Source organism: Streptomyces canus, from assembly GCF_041435015.1.
Classification (GTDB): domain Bacteria; phylum Actinomycetota; class Actinomycetes; order Streptomycetales; family Streptomycetaceae; genus Streptomyces; species Streptomyces canus_G.
In genome coordinates, this window is the sequence record NZ_CP107989.1 from 10,034,886 (window position 1) to 10,050,511 (window position 15,626).

Annotated in this window: 19 protein-coding genes and 2 pseudogenes; 8 read left to right on the forward strand and 13 right to left on the reverse strand. The window is 69.1% G+C overall.

Features of this window, described 5'->3' with window-relative positions; translation table 11 throughout:
* Nucleotides 1-222: 222 nt before the first annotated feature.
* Nucleotides 223-561: a thioredoxin family protein gene (locus OG841_RS45795; RefSeq protein WP_371570219.1), complete on the forward strand. Its 339-nt coding sequence runs from the start codon at nt 223-225 to the stop codon at nt 559-561.
* 182 nt (nt 562-743) lie between these two features.
* On the opposite strand, the gene OG841_RS45800 is transcribed toward OG841_RS45795, so the two are convergent.
* The 6 genes from OG841_RS45800 to OG841_RS45825 form a co-directional block, all read right to left on the reverse strand.
* Nucleotides 744-1,532, reverse strand: coding sequence for a DUF4232 domain-containing protein (locus tag OG841_RS45800; RefSeq protein WP_328635924.1), 789 nt, complete (start codon nt 1,530-1,532; stop codon nt 744-746).
* A 306-nt stretch (nt 1,533-1,838) separates the two neighbouring features.
* Nucleotides 1,839-2,363, reverse strand: a complete 525-nt coding sequence (locus tag OG841_RS45805) for an AAA family ATPase (RefSeq protein WP_371570222.1) — start codon at nt 2,361-2,363, stop codon at nt 1,839-1,841.
* Between the two features lie 288 nt (nt 2,364-2,651).
* On the reverse strand, nt 2,652-3,167 hold the full coding sequence (locus OG841_RS45810; RefSeq protein WP_371570225.1) for a DinB family protein: 516 nt from the start codon (nt 3,165-3,167) through the stop codon (nt 2,652-2,654).
* Nucleotides 3,168-3,335: 168 nt separating this feature from the next.
* On the reverse strand, nt 3,336-3,476 hold the full coding sequence (locus tag OG841_RS45815; protein WP_371570227.1) for a hypothetical protein: 141 nt from the start codon (nt 3,474-3,476) through the stop codon (nt 3,336-3,338).
* A gap of 192 nt (nt 3,477-3,668) precedes the next feature.
* On the reverse strand, nt 3,669-4,247 hold the full coding sequence (locus tag OG841_RS45820; protein ID WP_328643425.1) for a DUF6529 family protein: 579 nt from the start codon (nt 4,245-4,247) through the stop codon (nt 3,669-3,671).
* 37 nt (nt 4,248-4,284) lie between these two features.
* Nucleotides 4,285-4,644 carry a COG4315 family predicted lipoprotein gene (locus OG841_RS45825; protein WP_328635921.1) on the reverse strand — a complete coding sequence of 120 codons (360 nt, stop codon included), beginning with the start codon at nt 4,642-4,644 and terminating at the stop codon, nt 4,285-4,287.
* A 548-nt stretch (nt 4,645-5,192) separates the two neighbouring features.
* On the opposite strand from OG841_RS45825, the pseudogene OG841_RS45830 reads away from it, so the two are divergent.
* From OG841_RS45830 to OG841_RS45840, 3 genes and pseudogenes are all read left to right on the forward strand, one after another.
* Nucleotides 5,193-5,517 (forward strand): annotated as a pseudogene (locus OG841_RS45830) (transposase); the annotation flags it as partial.
* A gap of 91 nt (nt 5,518-5,608) precedes the next feature.
* Nucleotides 5,609-6,439: a COG4705 family protein gene (locus OG841_RS45835; RefSeq protein WP_365123112.1), complete on the forward strand. Its 831-nt coding sequence runs from the start codon at nt 5,609-5,611 to the stop codon at nt 6,437-6,439.
* A gap of 155 nt (nt 6,440-6,594) precedes the next feature.
* Nucleotides 6,595-7,491, forward strand: coding sequence for a COG4705 family protein (locus OG841_RS45840; RefSeq protein WP_328635919.1), 897 nt, complete (start codon nt 6,595-6,597; stop codon nt 7,489-7,491).
* Here the strand turns inward: OG841_RS45840 and OG841_RS45845 are convergent.
* The 5 genes from OG841_RS45845 to OG841_RS45865 are packed head-to-tail and all read right to left on the reverse strand — an operon-like array spanning nt 7,472 to nt 11,441.
* Nucleotides 7,472-8,833, reverse strand: coding sequence for a sensor histidine kinase (locus OG841_RS45845; protein ID WP_371570231.1), 1,362 nt, complete (start codon nt 8,831-8,833; stop codon nt 7,472-7,474). The two genes, OG841_RS45840 and OG841_RS45845, sit on opposite strands and share 20 nt — an antisense overlap.
* Complete coding sequence (locus OG841_RS45850; RefSeq protein WP_328635917.1) at nt 8,830-9,492, reverse strand: response regulator transcription factor; 663 nt, start codon at nt 9,490-9,492, stop codon at nt 8,830-8,832. Before OG841_RS45850 ends, OG841_RS45845 begins: the two co-directional genes overlap by 4 nt.
* Nucleotides 9,446-10,174 (reverse strand): phosphatase PAP2 family protein, encoded by a 729-nt coding sequence (locus OG841_RS45855; protein WP_371570234.1) that lies wholly within the window; start codon nt 10,172-10,174, stop codon nt 9,446-9,448. The genes OG841_RS45850 and OG841_RS45855 overlap by 47 nt, the downstream gene beginning before the upstream one ends.
* Nucleotides 10,171-10,776 carry a phosphatase PAP2 family protein gene (locus OG841_RS45860; protein ID WP_328635915.1) on the reverse strand — a complete coding sequence of 202 codons (606 nt, stop codon included), beginning with the start codon at nt 10,774-10,776 and terminating at the stop codon, nt 10,171-10,173. Before OG841_RS45860 ends, OG841_RS45855 begins: the two co-directional genes overlap by 4 nt.
* Nucleotides 10,773-11,441: a DedA family protein gene (locus tag OG841_RS45865; RefSeq protein ID WP_328635914.1), complete on the reverse strand. Its 669-nt coding sequence runs from the start codon at nt 11,439-11,441 to the stop codon at nt 10,773-10,775. The genes OG841_RS45860 and OG841_RS45865 overlap by 4 nt, the downstream gene beginning before the upstream one ends.
* Nucleotides 11,442-11,559: 118 nt before the next feature.
* Between OG841_RS45865 and OG841_RS45870 the strand changes: the two genes are divergently transcribed.
* Genes OG841_RS45870 through OG841_RS45880 form a run of 3 tightly spaced genes read left to right on the forward strand, consistent with a single transcriptional unit; the run spans nt 11,560 to nt 13,046 of the window.
* Nucleotides 11,560-11,931 carry a BlaI/MecI/CopY family transcriptional regulator gene (locus tag OG841_RS45870; protein WP_328635913.1) on the forward strand — a complete coding sequence of 124 codons (372 nt, stop codon included), beginning with the start codon at nt 11,560-11,562 and terminating at the stop codon, nt 11,929-11,931.
* Nucleotides 11,928-12,860, forward strand: coding sequence for a M48 family metalloprotease (locus tag OG841_RS45875; protein ID WP_328635912.1), 933 nt, complete (start codon nt 11,928-11,930; stop codon nt 12,858-12,860). The genes OG841_RS45870 and OG841_RS45875 overlap by 4 nt, the downstream gene beginning before the upstream one ends.
* Before the next feature lie 12 nt (nt 12,861-12,872).
* Entirely contained in the window at nt 12,873-13,046 is a 174-nt protein-coding gene (locus tag OG841_RS45880) for a hypothetical protein (RefSeq protein ID WP_328635911.1), read from the forward strand.
* Nucleotides 13,047-13,213: 167 nt separating this feature from the next.
* Here OG841_RS45880 and OG841_RS45885 read toward each other — a convergent pair whose 3' ends face one another.
* Entirely contained in the window at nt 13,214-14,146 is a 933-nt protein-coding gene (locus tag OG841_RS45885) for an aldo/keto reductase (RefSeq protein WP_328635910.1), read from the reverse strand.
* A gap of 28 nt (nt 14,147-14,174) precedes the next feature.
* Nucleotides 14,175-14,569 (reverse strand): annotated as a pseudogene (locus tag OG841_RS45890) (aldo/keto reductase); the annotation flags it as partial.
* Nucleotides 14,570-15,265: 696 nt separating this feature from the next.
* On the opposite strand from OG841_RS45890, the gene OG841_RS45895 reads away from it, so the two are divergent.
* A complete protein-coding gene (locus OG841_RS45895; RefSeq protein ID WP_328635909.1) occupies nt 15,266-15,589 on the forward strand; it encodes an ArsR/SmtB family transcription factor in 324 nt (107 codons plus the stop codon).
* Nucleotides 15,590-15,626: the final 37 nt, after the last annotated feature.

The following is a 15,626-nucleotide window of genomic DNA, read 5'->3' on the forward strand; positions in this document are numbered from 1 at the left end:
CCCACGGGCGCGCGTCGGGCGGCAGCTGGGTGACAGGCGGGACGGCCAGGCCGGGTCACCAGGGGCGGGGGCAGGGCCGCTCGCGGCGGGCACCACCGTGGTTCTGCGACGGCTCCGTGCCTCCCCTCCGACAGGTCAGCCGGACGACCGACCGGGCCGGCCTGGCACTCCGCGCGAGGGATGATGGGGATGGAATGACGGAACGTGAGGTCAGGAGCTTCCATGGCGAACCGGGTTCACCGACCCCGTGAGGACGCGGAGTTCAATTTCATCCTCGGGATGAGCGCAGTCCCGGTGCTCGCATACTTCACCGGGACCTGGCCCAAGGCAATCGAGCCCTGCCGGGTGATGGACCTCGTCGTGGGTGGCATCGCCGACGACTACAGCGGCCGCCTGACGGCCGTCCGCACCGACATCACGCGTTGCCCGGCCACAACCGAGCGATACGGGATCGCCGGAGCCCCGTCCTACGTCCTGCTGAAGGAGGGAGAGGCGGTGGCGCACGGCACGGGGCCTAGGACCACCGCCGAGGTACGGAAGTTCCTGGACGGCCACCTCTGAGCGACCGCTGCGGCACAAGGCCGCGAACGCCCGTCACGTCTCATCTATGGGAGCTGCGCCTGGCGCCAGACCGCATCCCCGTCATCTACGGCGGATCCGCCACCATCGGCGGTCGGTGAGAACTGACACGGCTCCGCTCGGCATCGTCCTGCCGCGTGCGCTGGTACTGCGGCTGGAATCGGTCACGAAGGCCTGACCGCCGATACGGCGGTGACGGTCACGGTGTCGTCGCACTCGGCGAACTGCCCGTCGTCCAGGGCCACCTGGTGTGCCCCGGACCCCGGCAGCCGGACGACCATCGTGGGATACACCACGGGCGCCGAACCGGACACGCAGTACCCGTCGGCCTCTCCCTGCACCTGCACGAACGTCAGCTTCACCCACGCCGTGCCGCCGGGGGCCACCTTCACCGGCGCCGCGGCTCCGGTCGGCTTGACGGTGAGCGGCACGTTCATCTCGGGAGAGCCGTTCCCGGCGCCGGCCACCGTGGGGTGCCCCTTGAGGACGCACGTCCGTCCGGACACGTTGGTGAACTCGACGACGGCCGCCCCGGTCCCCGTACCGGCCGGCCGCACGGCGGCCTGACGGGCGGTCGCCTTCAGACTGCCCGCGGAACAGGTCGCCGCCGAACCGCCCGAAGCGGGTGCGGACGACGGGGGTGCGGAGGCGGCGGGGGAGGAGGAGTAGGGCGCGGAGGACGCGGGCCGGGAGGCGGAGGGCGTCGAGGGGCCGGACGGCGTGGAGGAACCGGAGGCGGAGCTGCCGGGCTTCGGGGCGCCGGGCGTGGAGGAGGAGGCCGCTGAGCTGACGGCCCCGGACGGGGTGACGCCACCGTCTCCGGTGTCCGTACCGCCCCCACCGGGCTGACATCCCGCCACCGCCAGCGCCGCCGAAGCCACAACGACCGCCACCGCCGAACCGCGCATTCCGTTCACGTACCGCATGCTGTCCCCCGAGTCCCAGTTGTCCAAAGCACGGCTCCTCGCCGCCCTCGTCGAACCAGACAGAACCGTGGAGCCGGCAGTTCTCCCTCACTCCGACCTGTGACCCACCGGTGACGAAATCCGGCCACAACCACCGTGGAACGCCCCGGCAGACCGAGCTCCTGACCTGCGCGGCCTCCAGGCGGAGGGCGTCGTTCTTGCCGGACGCATCGATTCGATCCCCAGCGCCATGTCGCCCGCGAGGGTGACTAAGCGGTCTGTCCTGCGGATCTTTCGGGGCCCGGCGCTCCTGGCGCGGCTGCGTTACCCAACGGCGCCAAGGTTGCCGGACACTCACGCGAGCGATGGCCACCGATCGGCGGCCCACTCCAGCCATCCTGACCACCCGGGAGGCGGACCTCCTATCTCATGTCCATCAAGTTCTGTGGCGTCGGGCTCCTCGAACAGCGACCGCCAGTGCACGAGGTCCGTCTCGCTCATGTCGAAGGTCTGATCAGGGGTGGTCGACTGGCGATGGGCGATCCGAGCACGTTGGGTCTCATGGTCCACCGGCATGTATGCAAGGTGACAGGACGCGCCCACAGACATCACCAACCAGCGGATCGCGGACCTCTCGTCACGAGACCAGCATCCGAAATCCAGGACCACGTTCGTTCCCAGCTTCAGTGCCTCCAGACCGAGCCAGAGCAGCCGTCCTTCCAGCACATCGCGCTTCCCGGCCGGCTGCGGATCGCCGAACAGCGGGAGCATCCACTCATCCGGCGTCAGCCGCAGCGCGCTGTGCTCCTTGGCCAGCTGCCGCGCTCTCGTGGTCTTTCCGGCCCCTGGCAGGCCGATCGTCAGGAACAACGCCGTCACGCCCAGATCTTGTCACGAAGGCCAAGTGATCACGGCTTGAGCGAAAGGTGGATCGCTGCCGCGGCACGGTCACCGTGGCAACGATACGACTGTGGCTCCGCTCATGACCTGCACGACAGGTCTAGTGCCTCAGCAGGCAACGTTCGCCCCGTCGCGACGCCCGGCACGCCCTCTCGCCGCACCGGCCGAAAGCCCAAGTACATCCACAGTACGAGGACTTCCGGCCGGCACGCCGAGAGCACGCGCCGGACGCCGCTCCTCAACGGGCAAACGTTGCCTGCCGAGGCACTAGGCGCCGGTCCTCCCGTCGATGAGCTCACGCACGATGTCGAGGTGGCCGTTATGGCGGGACGTCTCCTCAATGAGGTGGAGGATCACCCACCGGAGGTCGACCTGGCGGCCGTCGCTGATGGGACGCTTGGCCGTCGGGTCCAGGTCGTGTTCGGACACCAGTCCACGGTAGCGGGCGCCCTGCTCCTCGTACTCGGCGAGAAACTGGGGCAACGGGATAGCGACTGCTGTCCGCATCTCAGGGTCGGGATCATCGTCGGTCGCCTCGGTGAGCGGCCCCGCGAGCTCCTCGCCCAGAAACATCACGTGGAACCAATAGTGCTCGACCCAACGCAGATGGCTGATCAACCCGCACCACGTCATCAGCGGCGAACTCGGAAGCGGGGCCCTGCAGGCGTCGTCGGCGGACACTCCCTCACACTTGGCACGCGCGGTGTCACGGGCGTAATCCAGGAAGGTGACCGGCTGCGCACGCTCGTCCCACGCAGGAGGCGTGTCGGTTCGTTGTGTCATCGCCAGGAGTTTCCCGCAGCTCGGCACGGGTGTCGACCCAATCGATGGGACGCTGCCACAGCATCGGCCGTGCTCGAGAGAGCCCGGCAGGATCCGCCGGACAGGCCTAGCCGCGGGTGCTGGTGTAGCGCACGCCCGCCCCCACTTCTCCTGCGCCGGCTGCATGCATCACTGGCACAGCGGGCTGCCGCCGGAGCCGTAGCGGTGGGTCCGTGCGCGGACTCCTTGGCCCTGGACGAGGTCGGGGGAGTTCTGCTGATCGACGTCGGCTGCCGGCTCCGTGACGGGAAGGATGATGTCCTCCGCCACCGCCGGCGAGCCGGCCTGGCTTGTCAGCGACTGCCTCGGGCTGGCGTTCACCGAGCGCGACAGCGATGACCGGGGCGTCTACCACCTCGCCACCAGCCTCAACGGACGGATCGAGATCCAGCCCAAGGCAATCCCCGGCGACGGCAGCCGCGGTGTGTTCGCTCGTCCTCGTCGACACCGCCCTGGACCTGACTACAGGCCAGGAGCGGCGAATCCGTTGAGGGCCCACAGCGCGGCCGAGTACCACAACACCCCGATGGCGCCGAACAGGGCGCTTCCGGCGGCCGGGAGCATCCAGCTGGGCAGACGACGGCTGCGCACCACCAGTACCTTGGCGACGAACGCTCCATACAGCGCGCAGCCGGCAACCGAGTGCAGGAAGACCCGGGTGCTCGTGGTCTCCACGCCGTAGGTGCGGACGCAGTGGTAGGCGATGGGCGCCGACAGCAGGAAGGCGGCCCATCCCACCACTCGGTGCGAGAATCGGACCCTGCGGGGCGCGGCTGCGAGGCCGGGGAGTCGCCCGTACATCCACAGGGCCAGCAGAAGCTGGACGAGCGCGAGGCCGAACAGGGCGCTGCCCAGACGGGCCTTGAGGGTGACCGCCGCGGCGCCGTGGGCGCCGAACAGGCCCGTCGTGTACTGGGGGCTATGGTGCCGACCGGTCACCCAGATCGCCCCCGCCACGGCCACTGGCAGGACGGCGCCCAGCGCGAGGGCGGCAGCCTGCGCGGGAGAGTACCGCCGGGGGGTTCGGTGACCGGTCCTCATCGTCACGTCGGCTGCCTCCTCGCGCGCGCGTCGCCGGTCAACTCAGGTCAACCTTGTTGCCGCCGGCATCGAGTACGTACCACTCAGCACCGAACTGGTTCAGAGCCTGGCCGTTCGTGTCGCCCGGCGTGGAGTCTCCTGCGTACCCGTAGAGCGGGTGCCCGTGGTAGGTGACCTGCGTCGTGCCGTCGGACCGCTTCGACGTGCCCAGCAGGCTGGACTTCGCCGAGCCGCCGACCGAGGGCGACCCGGAGGTCAGCAGTGGCGGCCAGGCGGTGGCGCACGCCCCGTCGCAGGTCGAGGTCGTCGACTTGTCCGCCTCGAACAGGTAGAGGGTACGGCCCTTCCCGTCGACCAGAATGGTGCCGAGCTTTCCGGCAGAGGCGGTCTTCACCATGGCCTGCGCACCGGCCGACGCGCTGCTCGACGATGGGGGCGGACTGGTGCTCTGGCTCGGCGCGCCGCTCGTGGCCGTGCTCGACGGCGTCGCTGATGACGAGGAACCACCGTCACCGCTGGAACAGCCACTCGCGGCAGCGATCGTCACAAGCGCGGCCGACCACACGACGGCCAGGCGGATACACCTCATAACAGCTCCAATCATGGGTGAGGGCCCGACGTCTGACAGGCGGGTGAACGTATACTCCCCCCGGCCTCCGACCCGCGCCGCCCCACAGGGCCAAGGGCGCCCTGGGATTCACCGAGATGGGTGGTGAATGGACGGCGGACCGCATCTCCAGCCTTCGCTGGGCCGGAGACCGTCTCCTGGCCATGTGCACACGGTGCCCTGAATTCGGGGACTCCACTGGGTCCTGTTGCACACGTCAGGAAATGCGAAAACGCTGCAAAGGCGTTTGGGATTGGGGGCTGCCGCGTTTCGCGGCGTCGCACACCATCAGGCCTGACATGCCGGCGACGGAATTTCAGACGTTCGCCGAGCTCTGCGGCGCGCAGTTCCCCAAGGCCGTCAAGAAGATCACCGACGACCAGACCGAGGTGATGGAGTTCTACGACCTCCCCGCCGAGCACTGGATCCACCGGCGCACCACGAACCCCATCGAGTCCACGTTCGCCACCGTCTGGCTGCGGACCGAGGTCACCCGCGGCGCCGGCTCCCGCACCGCAGCCCTCGCCAAGGTGTTCAAGCTCATCGAGTCCGTCCAGGCCCGCCGGCGGGCCGTGAAGCAACCCACCGTCGCACTCGTCCGGGCCGGGGCCCCACTTCGTATGTGGTCAGCTCATCGAACGCCACCAGCCCCTGGTGGCATGAACCAACCTGCCGATCCACAGGAACTGGCAATTACTCTGCCGCCCGCGGCAGTCAGGAAGTGTTCAGGTTTCCGGTGGCACGGTCGGGCCTCATGACTTCTGAGACTTCTGAGACAGCGGCGGACCACGGGCCCGCCCCGAGTATCCACGGCCACCGGTGGCGCTGGAACAAGGTGCCCGAAGTCACCGTGTACTTCTGGGTGATCAAGGTGTTGTGCACGACGGTCGGCGAGACTGCGGCCGACCTGCTGAACGAGAAGGCCGGACTGGGTCTGACCGGTGTGTCGCTCCTGATGAGCGTGCTGCTGGCGGTGGTCCTCGTCGTCCAGTTCCGTACCACCGCCTACCGGCCCGGCGTGTACTGGACTGCGGTAGCCCTGATCAGCGTCGTCGGCACCCTGGTCAGTGACAATCTGACCGACAACATGGGCGTACCGCTGGAGACCACCACCGCGGTGTTCGCGGTCCTCCTGACGGCCGTGTTCGTCGCCTGGTACCGCAGCGAGCGGACACTGTCCATCCACAGCATCGACACCCTTCGCCGGGAGTCCTTCTACTGGCTGGCGGTCCTGTTCACCTTCGCGTTGGGCACGTCAGCCGGTGACCTGGTCGCCGAGCGCATGGCGCTGGGCTACTGGGTCTCAGCGGTCCTGTTCGCCCTGGCGATCGCCGCGGTAGCGGTGGCGCGCCTCGCGCTCGGGGCGAACGCCGTGTGGAGCTTCTGGATCGCTTACGTCCTCACCCGCCCGCTCGGTGCCTCGATGGGCGACTACCTCTCCCAGCCGACCGGCGACGGCGGCCTGGGCCTGGGCACCGTGGTGACCAGCGTGTTGTTCCTCGCGGTCATCCTCGGACTGGTGGTGTTCCTGGCGGTGACACGCAAGGACGTCACCGAGCCGGAGCGCCTCGCCCGTACGGCGTAACCACCAGCGGGCGTTCAGGATGCGTTCAGATCACCACTGGCAGGGTCGGACGCCGACGCAACCGCCGCGCCGCGCGCGGTTGTCCCCACCGTCTCGCGGGGTGCTCGCCTTTTGATGAGCGCCCCGTGCCCTGCACGAATCAGGAGCACTCCTTGTTGGAGAAGTCAGAAGTTCTCACCGACCTGGATGTCGCGAGTACGACCAGGTCGGTGATGAAGAAGCTCCCCGAGGTCACCCTGGCCTTCTGGATCATGAAGATCGCCGCCACGACCCTGGGTGAGACGGCCGGTGACCTGTTCGCTCAGACGCTTGAGCTCGGCTATTTCCTCACCACGATCGCCCTGTTCCTGATCTTCGTGGTCACCTTGGTGGTCCAGCTCAGGTCGCGCCGCTACAACCCGTTTTTCTACTGGACCGTCATCCTGTCCACCAGCATGGCCGGTACGACGATGTCCGACTTCATGAACCGCGACGCCAGTGCCACGTTCCTCTCGGGCGGGGCGACGTCGCTGGGCTGGGGCCCGCAGGGCCTGGGCCTGGGCTACCCGGTCGGTGCCGCGATCCTGATCTCTCTCCTGGTCGCCGTCTTCGCGGTGTGGAAACTGACCGGCATGACGTTCGTCATCCGTGACATCGTCACTTTCCGCGGCGAGGTCCTCTTCTGGTCGGCGATTCTCGTCTCCAACACCCTCGGCACGTCCATGGGCGACTTCCTTTCGGACAGTTCCGGCCTCGGTTATGCGGGCGGCGCGCTGCTCGTCTGCGGGATGCTCGCGGTGCTTCTCGTCCTGATGAAGGTGCCCGTGGTGCCGAACGTGCTGCTGTTCTGGTTCGCCTTCGTCCTGACCCGCCCGCTGGGTGCGACCGCGGGTGACTTCCTCACCAAGCCGGTCGCCAAGGGCGGCCTCGACTTCGGCACCGCGGGTTCATCGGCCGTCCTGCTGGCCGTCCTGTTGGGCCTGATGGCGTACGCCCAGGTGCAGGAGCGCCGGGCCGCGTTCTCGAGTGCGGAGTCAGCCGGGCAGGAGGCCGTCATCCAGCGGGCAGCCTGACGGTGAACCGCGCTCCGGGCTTGTGTCCGGGGTCGTACGTCACGTCACCGCCGACGGAGCGGGCCAGGCGTCGCGCGAGCGGCAGCCCGAGGCCCGCTCCGCCGTGTCCGTCGTCGGGGTCGGCCTGCCGGCCGGGCAGGAAGAGCTGCGCCGTGAACGGCTCGGGTACCCCGGGACCGTCGTCGCCGACGTCGATGCGTACGCCGCCGGATTCCCGGCTCGCGATGATGGTGACGTGCGAGGTGGCGTAGCGGACGGCGTTGACGAGGAGCGGGCTGACGATGCGTTCGAGGAGGGCGGCCTGGACGCCGGCCTGGAGCGGGGCGTTGTCGCTGCGTGCGTCGACTGTCACGTGGGCCGGTGCCTCCAGGCGTGCAGCGAGTCGGTGCAGTGCCGGGAGGATCTCGGCCGTTCCGGGGGTGGTGGTCGTGCCCTCGCGGGCGTCGTTGAGCAGGGTGTCGCAGATGCTGTGCATGGACCGGGCGGCGTCGGCGATCACCTCGTGGGTGGCTTTGGTTTCGGCGGCCGAGCGGGGGCGTGCCTGCCACCAGTCGAGTTCGGCGATGATGCGGCTGAGCGGGGTGCGAAGTTCGTGTGACAACTCGCCGGTCAGCTGCTGCTCATGGCGCAGGACGGCGCGGATGCGGTCCAGTAACGAGTCCAACGACGCGCCGAGACGGGCGAGCTCGGTCGGACGTCGAGCGGCGCCGAAGCGTTCCTCGGAGGCGACGGCACTCCACTGCGCTGCCTGGTCGGTCATGGTGGCCACGGGGCGCAGCGCGCGTCCGACGGCGAGGCGTGTCAGGAGGTATGTGCAGGCGAGCATCACCGCGTCGAGGCACAGCGATGTCAGGAGCAGGGTGGCAGCCGAGCTGCGGTAGGGGGAGAGGTCCAGCGCGGTGACGACTACTGCCGTGCTCCGGCCGCCGGATACGGGCAGGCTGCACAGCCGGGCGGGGTCTGGTTCCTCGGCAGTCAGGCAGTGTGTTCCACCCTGCCTGACGAGGCTGTCGGCGGCGTGAGAGAGGGTGCTGTGATCTGTGGCGGATGGCGGCTGTTCGAGCAGCCGGGTGCCCGTGTAGATCCAGACGTTCGTGTCGAGGAGCTGGTCGTTGGAGGTCTCCAGGACGCGGACCGTGGGGCCGCTGGTGTCGATGGTGGTGGCGACGGCGGCGGCCCGGGTGTGGAGCTCGTCGTCGGCCTGGTGCTGGAGGCGGTGGCGGATGACGGTGTTGAAGGTGATGGTGAGGATCGTCATCAGGAGCGTGGCGGTGGTCAGGGCCACCAGGGAGAGGCGGCCGCGCAGGGTGCGCGGCACCAGACGGAAGAACACGGACTTCATGACAGACGGTGGCCGATCCCGCGGGCGGTGGTGATGGTCAGATCGCTGTCCGCCGCACGCAGCTTGCGGCGCAGCCGGGTCAGGTACTGGTCGAGGGTGTTGTCGCTGACCTGGCCCCCCTCGGGCCACCCCGCTCTGACCAGCTCGCGTCGGCGCACGATGCCCCCGGATGCCGCCATGAGCGCGGCCAGGAGGCGGAATTCCGTCGGCGTGAGGTCGACCTGGGTGTCGCGCACGTTGACGCTGTGCCGGACGGCGTCCAGGACCAGATCACCAGACGTGGCCGCAGAAAGGGGTGCGGCGCGTTTGACAGCCGCTCGCAGTCGGGCGGCGAGTTCGGCGAGGTGGAACGGCTTGGGCAGATAGTCGTCGCCCCCGGCGGAGAACCCGGACAGCCGGTCGGTGAGCCGGTGATGGGCGGTCAGAAAGATGACCGGGGAGAGGAATCCGTTCGCCCGCATCGCCTGGCACACGTCCCGCCCGTCCGCGTCGGGCAGGCCGACATCCAGGACGGCCGCGGCGATGTCACCGGTGGCCAGCCGCAGGGCGGATGCCCCGTCCGGGGCCGGCACGGGCTTGAAGTCCTCGTCGCGCAGGCCGCGCAGCAGGACGTCACGCAGGGCGTGATCGTCCTCGACGACCAGGATCTTGTGACGCATGGCCCTCCGTCGGCTGTTGGTCTGTGTCCGTCGTACCTGTGAAGAACCCTTCGGGCAGCCGCCAGGTAGCGGCGCACAGGCACAGCCCCAGCCAGCCGACGGCAACCAGCCAGCCACCGACGACATCGGTGAACCAGTGCACCCCGAGGTAGACGCGGGTCAGCCCGACCAGCGCACCCCAGCAGCCGAAGACGAGGGCGAGCAGGGCCCTGCCGGGCGGGGAGCGTGTGTACACGGCGATGACGAGCAGTCCGGCGGTCAGGGCGGCCGTGGTGGTGTGGCCGGAGGGAAACGCCCACCCCGAAGCGTGCGTGGCCCAGTGCGCAGGCGCCGGGCGGGGCCGGGCGACGAGCACCATCACGCCGTACCGTGCCGCTTGCCCCGCCCCGAGGCAGACGAGGCAGAGCGCGGCGGCCAGGGTCCGTCGGCGCAGCGTGCGCCCGGCGATGATGCCCGCCAGCACGGCGAGGACGTACGGGATGACGCCGGTTCCGGTGGCGGTCAGCCCGCGCGCCAGCGCCACCGCCACGTCCGGCCGGTGCCCGACGGACCAGGACAGCAGGTCCTCATCCCCGTAGAGCGGCTTCCCGTCGCCGATCACGGCCATGGTCAGTACGCCGAACGCCGTCCACGCGCCCAGGGCGACGCTGCCGGCCAGCTCGCCGAGGTCCGTGCGTTTCATGACGCCAGTACCAGCGGGCGGAGCCGCGTGCCGGTGATCCACCCGACTATCGAATCGGGCCGGCGGCGCAGCGTGACCATCGCGAGCGCCGCGACGAGGGCGCCGACGACCACTGCTGCGACAACGTCGTGCGGATAGTGCGCGCCGACCCAGACCCGGGAGGCCGCCATCACGCAGGCCGCCACAGCCGCAACGGCACCGAGCCGGCGGGAGACGAACCACAGCGCCGTGGCGGCAGCGGCGGCGATGGCCGCGTGATTGCTGGGGAAGGACCAGTCGCCCGGCGCAGGGCACGCCTCCAGCGTGATCACCTGCAGGCTCTGACAGGGCCGGTCCTCGCGAACCAGCAGCTTCAGCACGTCGTTCACGCCGTATGCGGCGATGACGATCACCGGAACGGCCAGCGCGGTCACCGCGGCGGCCGGGCCCACCTGTCGCGCCCGCCACCAGGCCACGGCCATCAGCGCGGCGAACACCGCCAGCCCGTACGTCGACCAGGCCGACACCATGTCGTCCAGCCAGCCGGGCGAGCGGTGAGCGAGCTCCACCACGTCGGTGTAGGCGGAGCCGTCGATCGAGGAGCCGTCGAAGGCGAGGATCATCCACGTACCTCCCTGGCCTTGGCCGCCCGGTGGGAGCGGTACAGCTCGGCGGCGAGGGGAATCAATGACACGGCCACGATCACGGCGATGATGGGCAGCAGATAGCGGTCCACGTTGGGGATGGAGGAGCCCAGCACGTATCCGCCCAGCGTCAGTCCCAGACTCCACACGAGTCCGCCGGCGACCTGCCACACGGTGAAGGTCCGCGCAGGTACGCCCAGCGCGCCCGCCATCGGATTGAGCACGGTGCGTACCACCGGCACGAACCGGGCCAGCACGATGGCCTTCGCGTGCCCGTACCGCTCCAACAGCTCCTGGGCCCGATGCGCGCCTTCTTGGAGGCGGACCGAACGGCTGCGCGCAAGGAGCGCCCCGCCGGCCTTCCGGCCGAGCAGATAACCGCACTGCGCACCGGCCAGGGCACCCACGACCGCGGCCACCAGTAGGGGAGGGAGCGACAGTTTCACGCTGTGCCGGCCGCTCCCCGTGCACAGCAGACCTGCGGTGAACAGCAGGGAGTCGCCGGGCAGGAAGAAGCCGATCAGCAGCCCGGTTTCCGCGAACATCACCACCCCGACCCCCAGCACACCGAAGGCGGTCAGCAGGGACTGCGCGCTCAGGACACTCACCGCGAGCTGTGAGGCCCCGAACAAGGGTGCGGTCATGGACGCGGGCCCTCTCATACTGGACGTGCGGGCGCACACGAAAGCAGCACCCGAGTGACTACAATTCTGTAGACGGTCTACTGAACTGTAGACGAAGATTGGGGTGAGGATCGTTCCCATGAACGACGCAAAGGACGAACGCCGACCGGCCGGCGAGCTGGAAGCCGCCGTCATGGCCGCCCTGTGGGCCGCCGCTGCGCCCCTCACCCCGGGGCAGGTGCAGACCGAGCTCGCCGCCGACCTGGCCCGCACGACGGTGACGACGATCCTGTCCCGCCTTTACGACAAGGGCGTCGTCGACCGCCGCCCGCAGGGGCGCGGCTATGCCTACCACCCCGTGCAGGACGCCCAGGGGCTCACCGCCCGGCGCATGCACACCGAACTCGACCGCGACACCGACCGGGAGACCGTCCTGGCCCGCTTCGTCGCCCAGCTCAACCCGGACGACGAACAGCTTCTGCGCCAACTGCTGGAGGCGGACGAGGGATGACTGCCCTGCTGCTGATTCCCCTCCTGCTGCCCCTCATGATGCCCCTGCTCGCCCGGCGGGCCCTCGGCCGACTGGCCCCCACCGCCGCTCTGTGGGCGCTCACGGCCGCTGCGCTGGTGCTGGCGGGTGCCTGTGTGACCGCCCTGGGCGCACTCGTTCTGACCGGACTGCTCAAACTGCCGGCGTTCGCGGCGCTCGGCGAACTCGTCCACCCGCTGCGCACGCCGTCGCGGTACCTGGCCCTTCCCGCAGCCGCGATCGCCACCGGCCTGCTGACCATCGGCGCCTGGACCCTCGCCCGCTCGGCCCTGCGCCAGACGCGCGCCTTCCGCACTGCCCACGCCGAAGCCGACCGGCGGCCCACCGCAGGCGACCTGTGCGTGGTCGACTCACCGCACCCGGATGCGTACGCCCTGCCCGGGCGTCCACATCGCATCGTCGTGACCACCGCCATGCTGCGCAGCCTCGGCCCGGACGAGCGCGACGCCCTTTTCGCCCACGAACGCGCTCACAACCGGGGCGGCCACCACTTCTTCCTGGCCGCCGCCGAACTCGCCGCCCACTGCCACCCCGCACTGCGCCCGGTTCGCACGGCCATCCGGCTGGCAGCCGAACGCGCCGCCGACGAGGCTGCAGCCACAGCCATGGGCGACCGCCGTCTGCTGGCCCGTGCCATCGCCCGCGCCGCCCTCGCCGGCCAGGCCGCGCGCTCTGCCCGCCCGGACTTCGCCCCTGCCGCGACAACCGGCCCTGTTCCCCAGCGCGTCGCAGCCCTCCTCGCCGCACCCGCGGGACACACTCGGCAGTCGGCGTGCTGGATTGCCCTTCTCCTCGCCGCCTGCGCGGCCGTGTCCGCCACCGCCGCGACGACGGGCGCTATCGCCTTCCACCACGAGGTAGAGATTGCCCAGGGCGAGGAGCCCCGCTGACGGCTACTGACCATGGCCACCGCCGACACCGTCCGGCTGCAGCAGCTGCCCAAGGATAATCTCGACGCGACGACCCCGAACCGCCTCTACGACGTCACCGGTCAGCTACTCAAGGCGCACCACATGCCCTGCCCGGCCCCGCTGCTCGACCCGGCGGACGACGTCCTCTGCGGAGGCACTCAGTGAACCTGGAGTTGGTGGAGGTGGCTGACGGTCTGCTGAGTTATGAGTGCTGGGCCGATCGACTACATGGCTCCGCCTGCAGTTTCCCCTCATTTTCAAGGTCGGCAGCGCCCCTCCTGTGTTGTCAGTCCCAACAACCGAACGGAAAGATCATCAGGGAGGGGTAGAGGCTAGGGCACCCTGTATCCGGCGGCGCGGAACAGTTCGTACCATTCGGATCGGGTGAGCGGGAGGTCGGAACCGAGCGCGGCGGCCGTGACGCGTTCTGGCGTGGTCGTGCCGAGCACGACCTGCATCTGCGCGGGATGGCGCGTGATCCAGGCGACCGCGATCGCCTCGCCCGGCACGCCGTACTTGTCGCTCAGCCGGTCGATCACCGCGTTCAACTCGGGGAAGCGGTCGGAACCGAGGAACGGGCCGTCGAAGAAACCGGCCTGGAAAGGCGACCACGCCTGGATGGTGATGTCGTGCAGGCGGCAGTAGTCGACGACTCCGTCATCACGTACGACCGACTGATCGAGGTCCTGCATATTCGCGGCAACGCCCTGCGCGATCATCGGCGCGTGAGTGATCGACAGTTGCAGCTGGTTCGCCACGATTGGTTGCGTCACGTGCTTGCGCAGCAGGTCGAGCTGTCGGGGGGTCTGGTTGGAGACGCCGAAAGCGCGCACTTTGCCTGCCGCCGACAGCTCATCGAAGGCGCGGGCCACCTCTTCCGGCTCGACGAGGGCGTCGGGACGGTGCAGCAGCAGGATGTCGAGATAGTCCGTGCCCAGTGCCTGGAGTGAACCGTTCACGGACTCGATGATGTGGTGGTGAGAGAAGTCGAAGTACGGCCCGTCCTTGACGATGCCGGCCTTGGACTGAATGACGAACTGCTCACGCTCCGACGAGCTGAGCTTCATGGCTTCAGCGAAACGACGCTCGCAACCGTGGTCGTCCGAGCCGTAGACGTCGGCGTGATCGAGGAACGTGACGCCGGCGTCGCGCGCAGTGTTCACCAGCCTGCGCACCGCCTCGTCGGTCATGTTCTCGATGCGCATCAGGCCAAGGACGACGTTCGGGACCACCATGTTGGTGCCGGGCAGAATGAAGGTCTTCATGTGACTCTTTCGCTGTGACTTGAACGTTTCAGACGGAAGCAAGTGCGAACTGGTCAGCCGTGGGCTCGAGATCGGCCGCGGCTGCGGAGTCGCGCATGCTTGCGGAGCGCGAGGCCGCGAGGTCCTCCTTCACGACCGCGATACCGCCGAGCGGGTTCCAGGGCAGGAAGGAGAGGCCGAGCTCGGTGCGCTGCTCGAGTTCTCCCCGGTTGGAGCGGAAGGCGGGCGAGAACTGGTCCTGCACCGACATGAGCCGACCGCCGAGCACCTCGCGGGCTACGTCGATCTGCGAGACGCCGGCGTTTGAGATGTCGGCCATCACGACGACACCCTCGTCGAGCAACTCCCGTATTGCACGGGCCGGGACGGCGGGCTCGGACGATGGAACCAGTAGAGACCGATCGCGTCGACGCCGAGCCGACGGGCGGGGCCCGATCACGGAGACGGGGTGGTCGTCGGGAGTGCGATGCGGCATGGGTTTCCTCCTCCCGGACGCCTTGGCGAGTGTGCGGTGCAGTGCGGCGTCGCGTGCTCACTCTAGAAATCGCCGATCTAGAAATCCAACAGCCATTGGTTCTGATATTGAGAACTCTGGGATGTGAATGGATCTGCGCCAGAAGGTGTGGGTGCCTGCGACCGCTGGGTGTGGGGTGTGTGCGGCGCGGACTGGTTGGTCGGGTGCGGGTTCGCGAGGGGGGCGACGCCCTCGCCCCAGATGCACACGCTGCCGGACAGGCAGCCGTACGCCGTGGAGTTGCCGGCAGGCGCGGCCTGCGCCGGCCGCTCATCGACGGGATCAGCCTGTTCCGGGGGACTGCCGGGGTCGACGGGTTTCCTGTTGCCCGTTCCAGGAACGACCGGGAAACCCGGTGTGAGCTGGGGTTTCGCGGGCGGTGGTGAACCGGCGGCTCGGACGGGGCAACCGGTCGGGGTCAGAGGGTGACGAACGGCGAGTGCTCGGCGAGCAGGAGCCTGCGCAGCGCCCCGTGGATGCGTGACAGGACCCGGCGTCGAGACGGCACAGGTGTGGACATGGTCCCCTCCAGCGGTAAGGTACGCCCAGTGGCGTACCTTCATGCAAGGTACGTCAGTAGCCGTACCTTGTCGAGAGGTGGAGTGATGGCGCCGAGTGAGTTGCCGCATCCTGGTGCGGACGATCTGGAAGTCGGGCCGATCCTTCTGGCGCTCGCTGACGAGAACCGTCGGCGGGTCATCGCCGAACTCGCCGCACAACCGGACGAGGAGCGCCTCTGTGCCTCCTTCGACCTGCCGGTCAGCAAGTCGAGCCGCACCCATCACTGGCGCGTGCTCCGTGAGGCGGGCCTGGTCCGGCAGCGCGACGCCGGCAACCGGCTTTACATGCGCCTCCGCAAGAAGGACCTGGACCGTCGGTTCCCCGGACTGATCGAGGCTGTCGTCACCGCAGACCGGCACACCCGGTGAGTGCTGCGGAACTCAGGGTGCGGTTCGGCCCGGTGGG

Bases quoted from the DNA above. Each gene is read 5' to 3' on its own strand.
- OG841_RS45795 (WP_371570219.1), top strand. From the start codon at position 223: ATGGCGAACCGGGTTCACCGACCCCGTGAGGACGCGGAGTTCAATTTC.
- OG841_RS45810 (WP_371570225.1), bottom strand. From the start codon at position 3,167: ATGACACAACGAACCGACACGCCTCCTGCGTGGGACGAGCGTGCGCAG.
- OG841_RS45820 (WP_328643425.1), bottom strand. From the start codon at position 4,247: ATGAGGACCGGTCACCGAACCCCCCGGCGGTACTCTCCCGCGCAGGCT.
- OG841_RS45825 (WP_328635921.1), bottom strand. From the start codon at position 4,644: ATGGTGAAGACCGCCTCTGCCGGAAAGCTCGGCACCATTCTGGTCGAC.
- OG841_RS45835 (WP_365123112.1), top strand. From the start codon at position 5,609: ATGACTTCTGAGACTTCTGAGACAGCGGCGGACCACGGGCCCGCCCCG.
- OG841_RS45845 (WP_371570231.1), bottom strand. From the start codon at position 8,833: ATGAAGTCCGTGTTCTTCCGTCTGGTGCCGCGCACCCTGCGCGGCCGC.
- OG841_RS45850 (WP_328635917.1), bottom strand. From the start codon at position 9,492: ATGCGTCACAAGATCCTGGTCGTCGAGGACGATCACGCCCTGCGTGAC.
- OG841_RS45855 (WP_371570234.1), bottom strand. From the start codon at position 10,174: ATGAAACGCACGGACCTCGGCGAGCTGGCCGGCAGCGTCGCCCTGGGC.
- OG841_RS45860 (WP_328635915.1), bottom strand. From the start codon at position 10,776: ATGATCCTCGCCTTCGACGGCTCCTCGATCGACGGCTCCGCCTACACC.
- OG841_RS45865 (WP_328635914.1), bottom strand. From the start codon at position 11,441: ATGACCGCACCCTTGTTCGGGGCCTCACAGCTCGCGGTGAGTGTCCTG.
- OG841_RS45870 (WP_328635913.1), top strand. From the start codon at position 11,560: ATGAACGACGCAAAGGACGAACGCCGACCGGCCGGCGAGCTGGAAGCC.
- OG841_RS45875 (WP_328635912.1), top strand. From the start codon at position 11,928: ATGACTGCCCTGCTGCTGATTCCCCTCCTGCTGCCCCTCATGATGCCC.
- OG841_RS45880 (WP_328635911.1), top strand. From the start codon at position 12,873: ATGGCCACCGCCGACACCGTCCGGCTGCAGCAGCTGCCCAAGGATAAT.
- OG841_RS45885 (WP_328635910.1), bottom strand. From the start codon at position 14,146: ATGAAGACCTTCATTCTGCCCGGCACCAACATGGTGGTCCCGAACGTC.
- OG841_RS45895 (WP_328635909.1), top strand. From the start codon at position 15,266: ATGGCGCCGAGTGAGTTGCCGCATCCTGGTGCGGACGATCTGGAAGTC.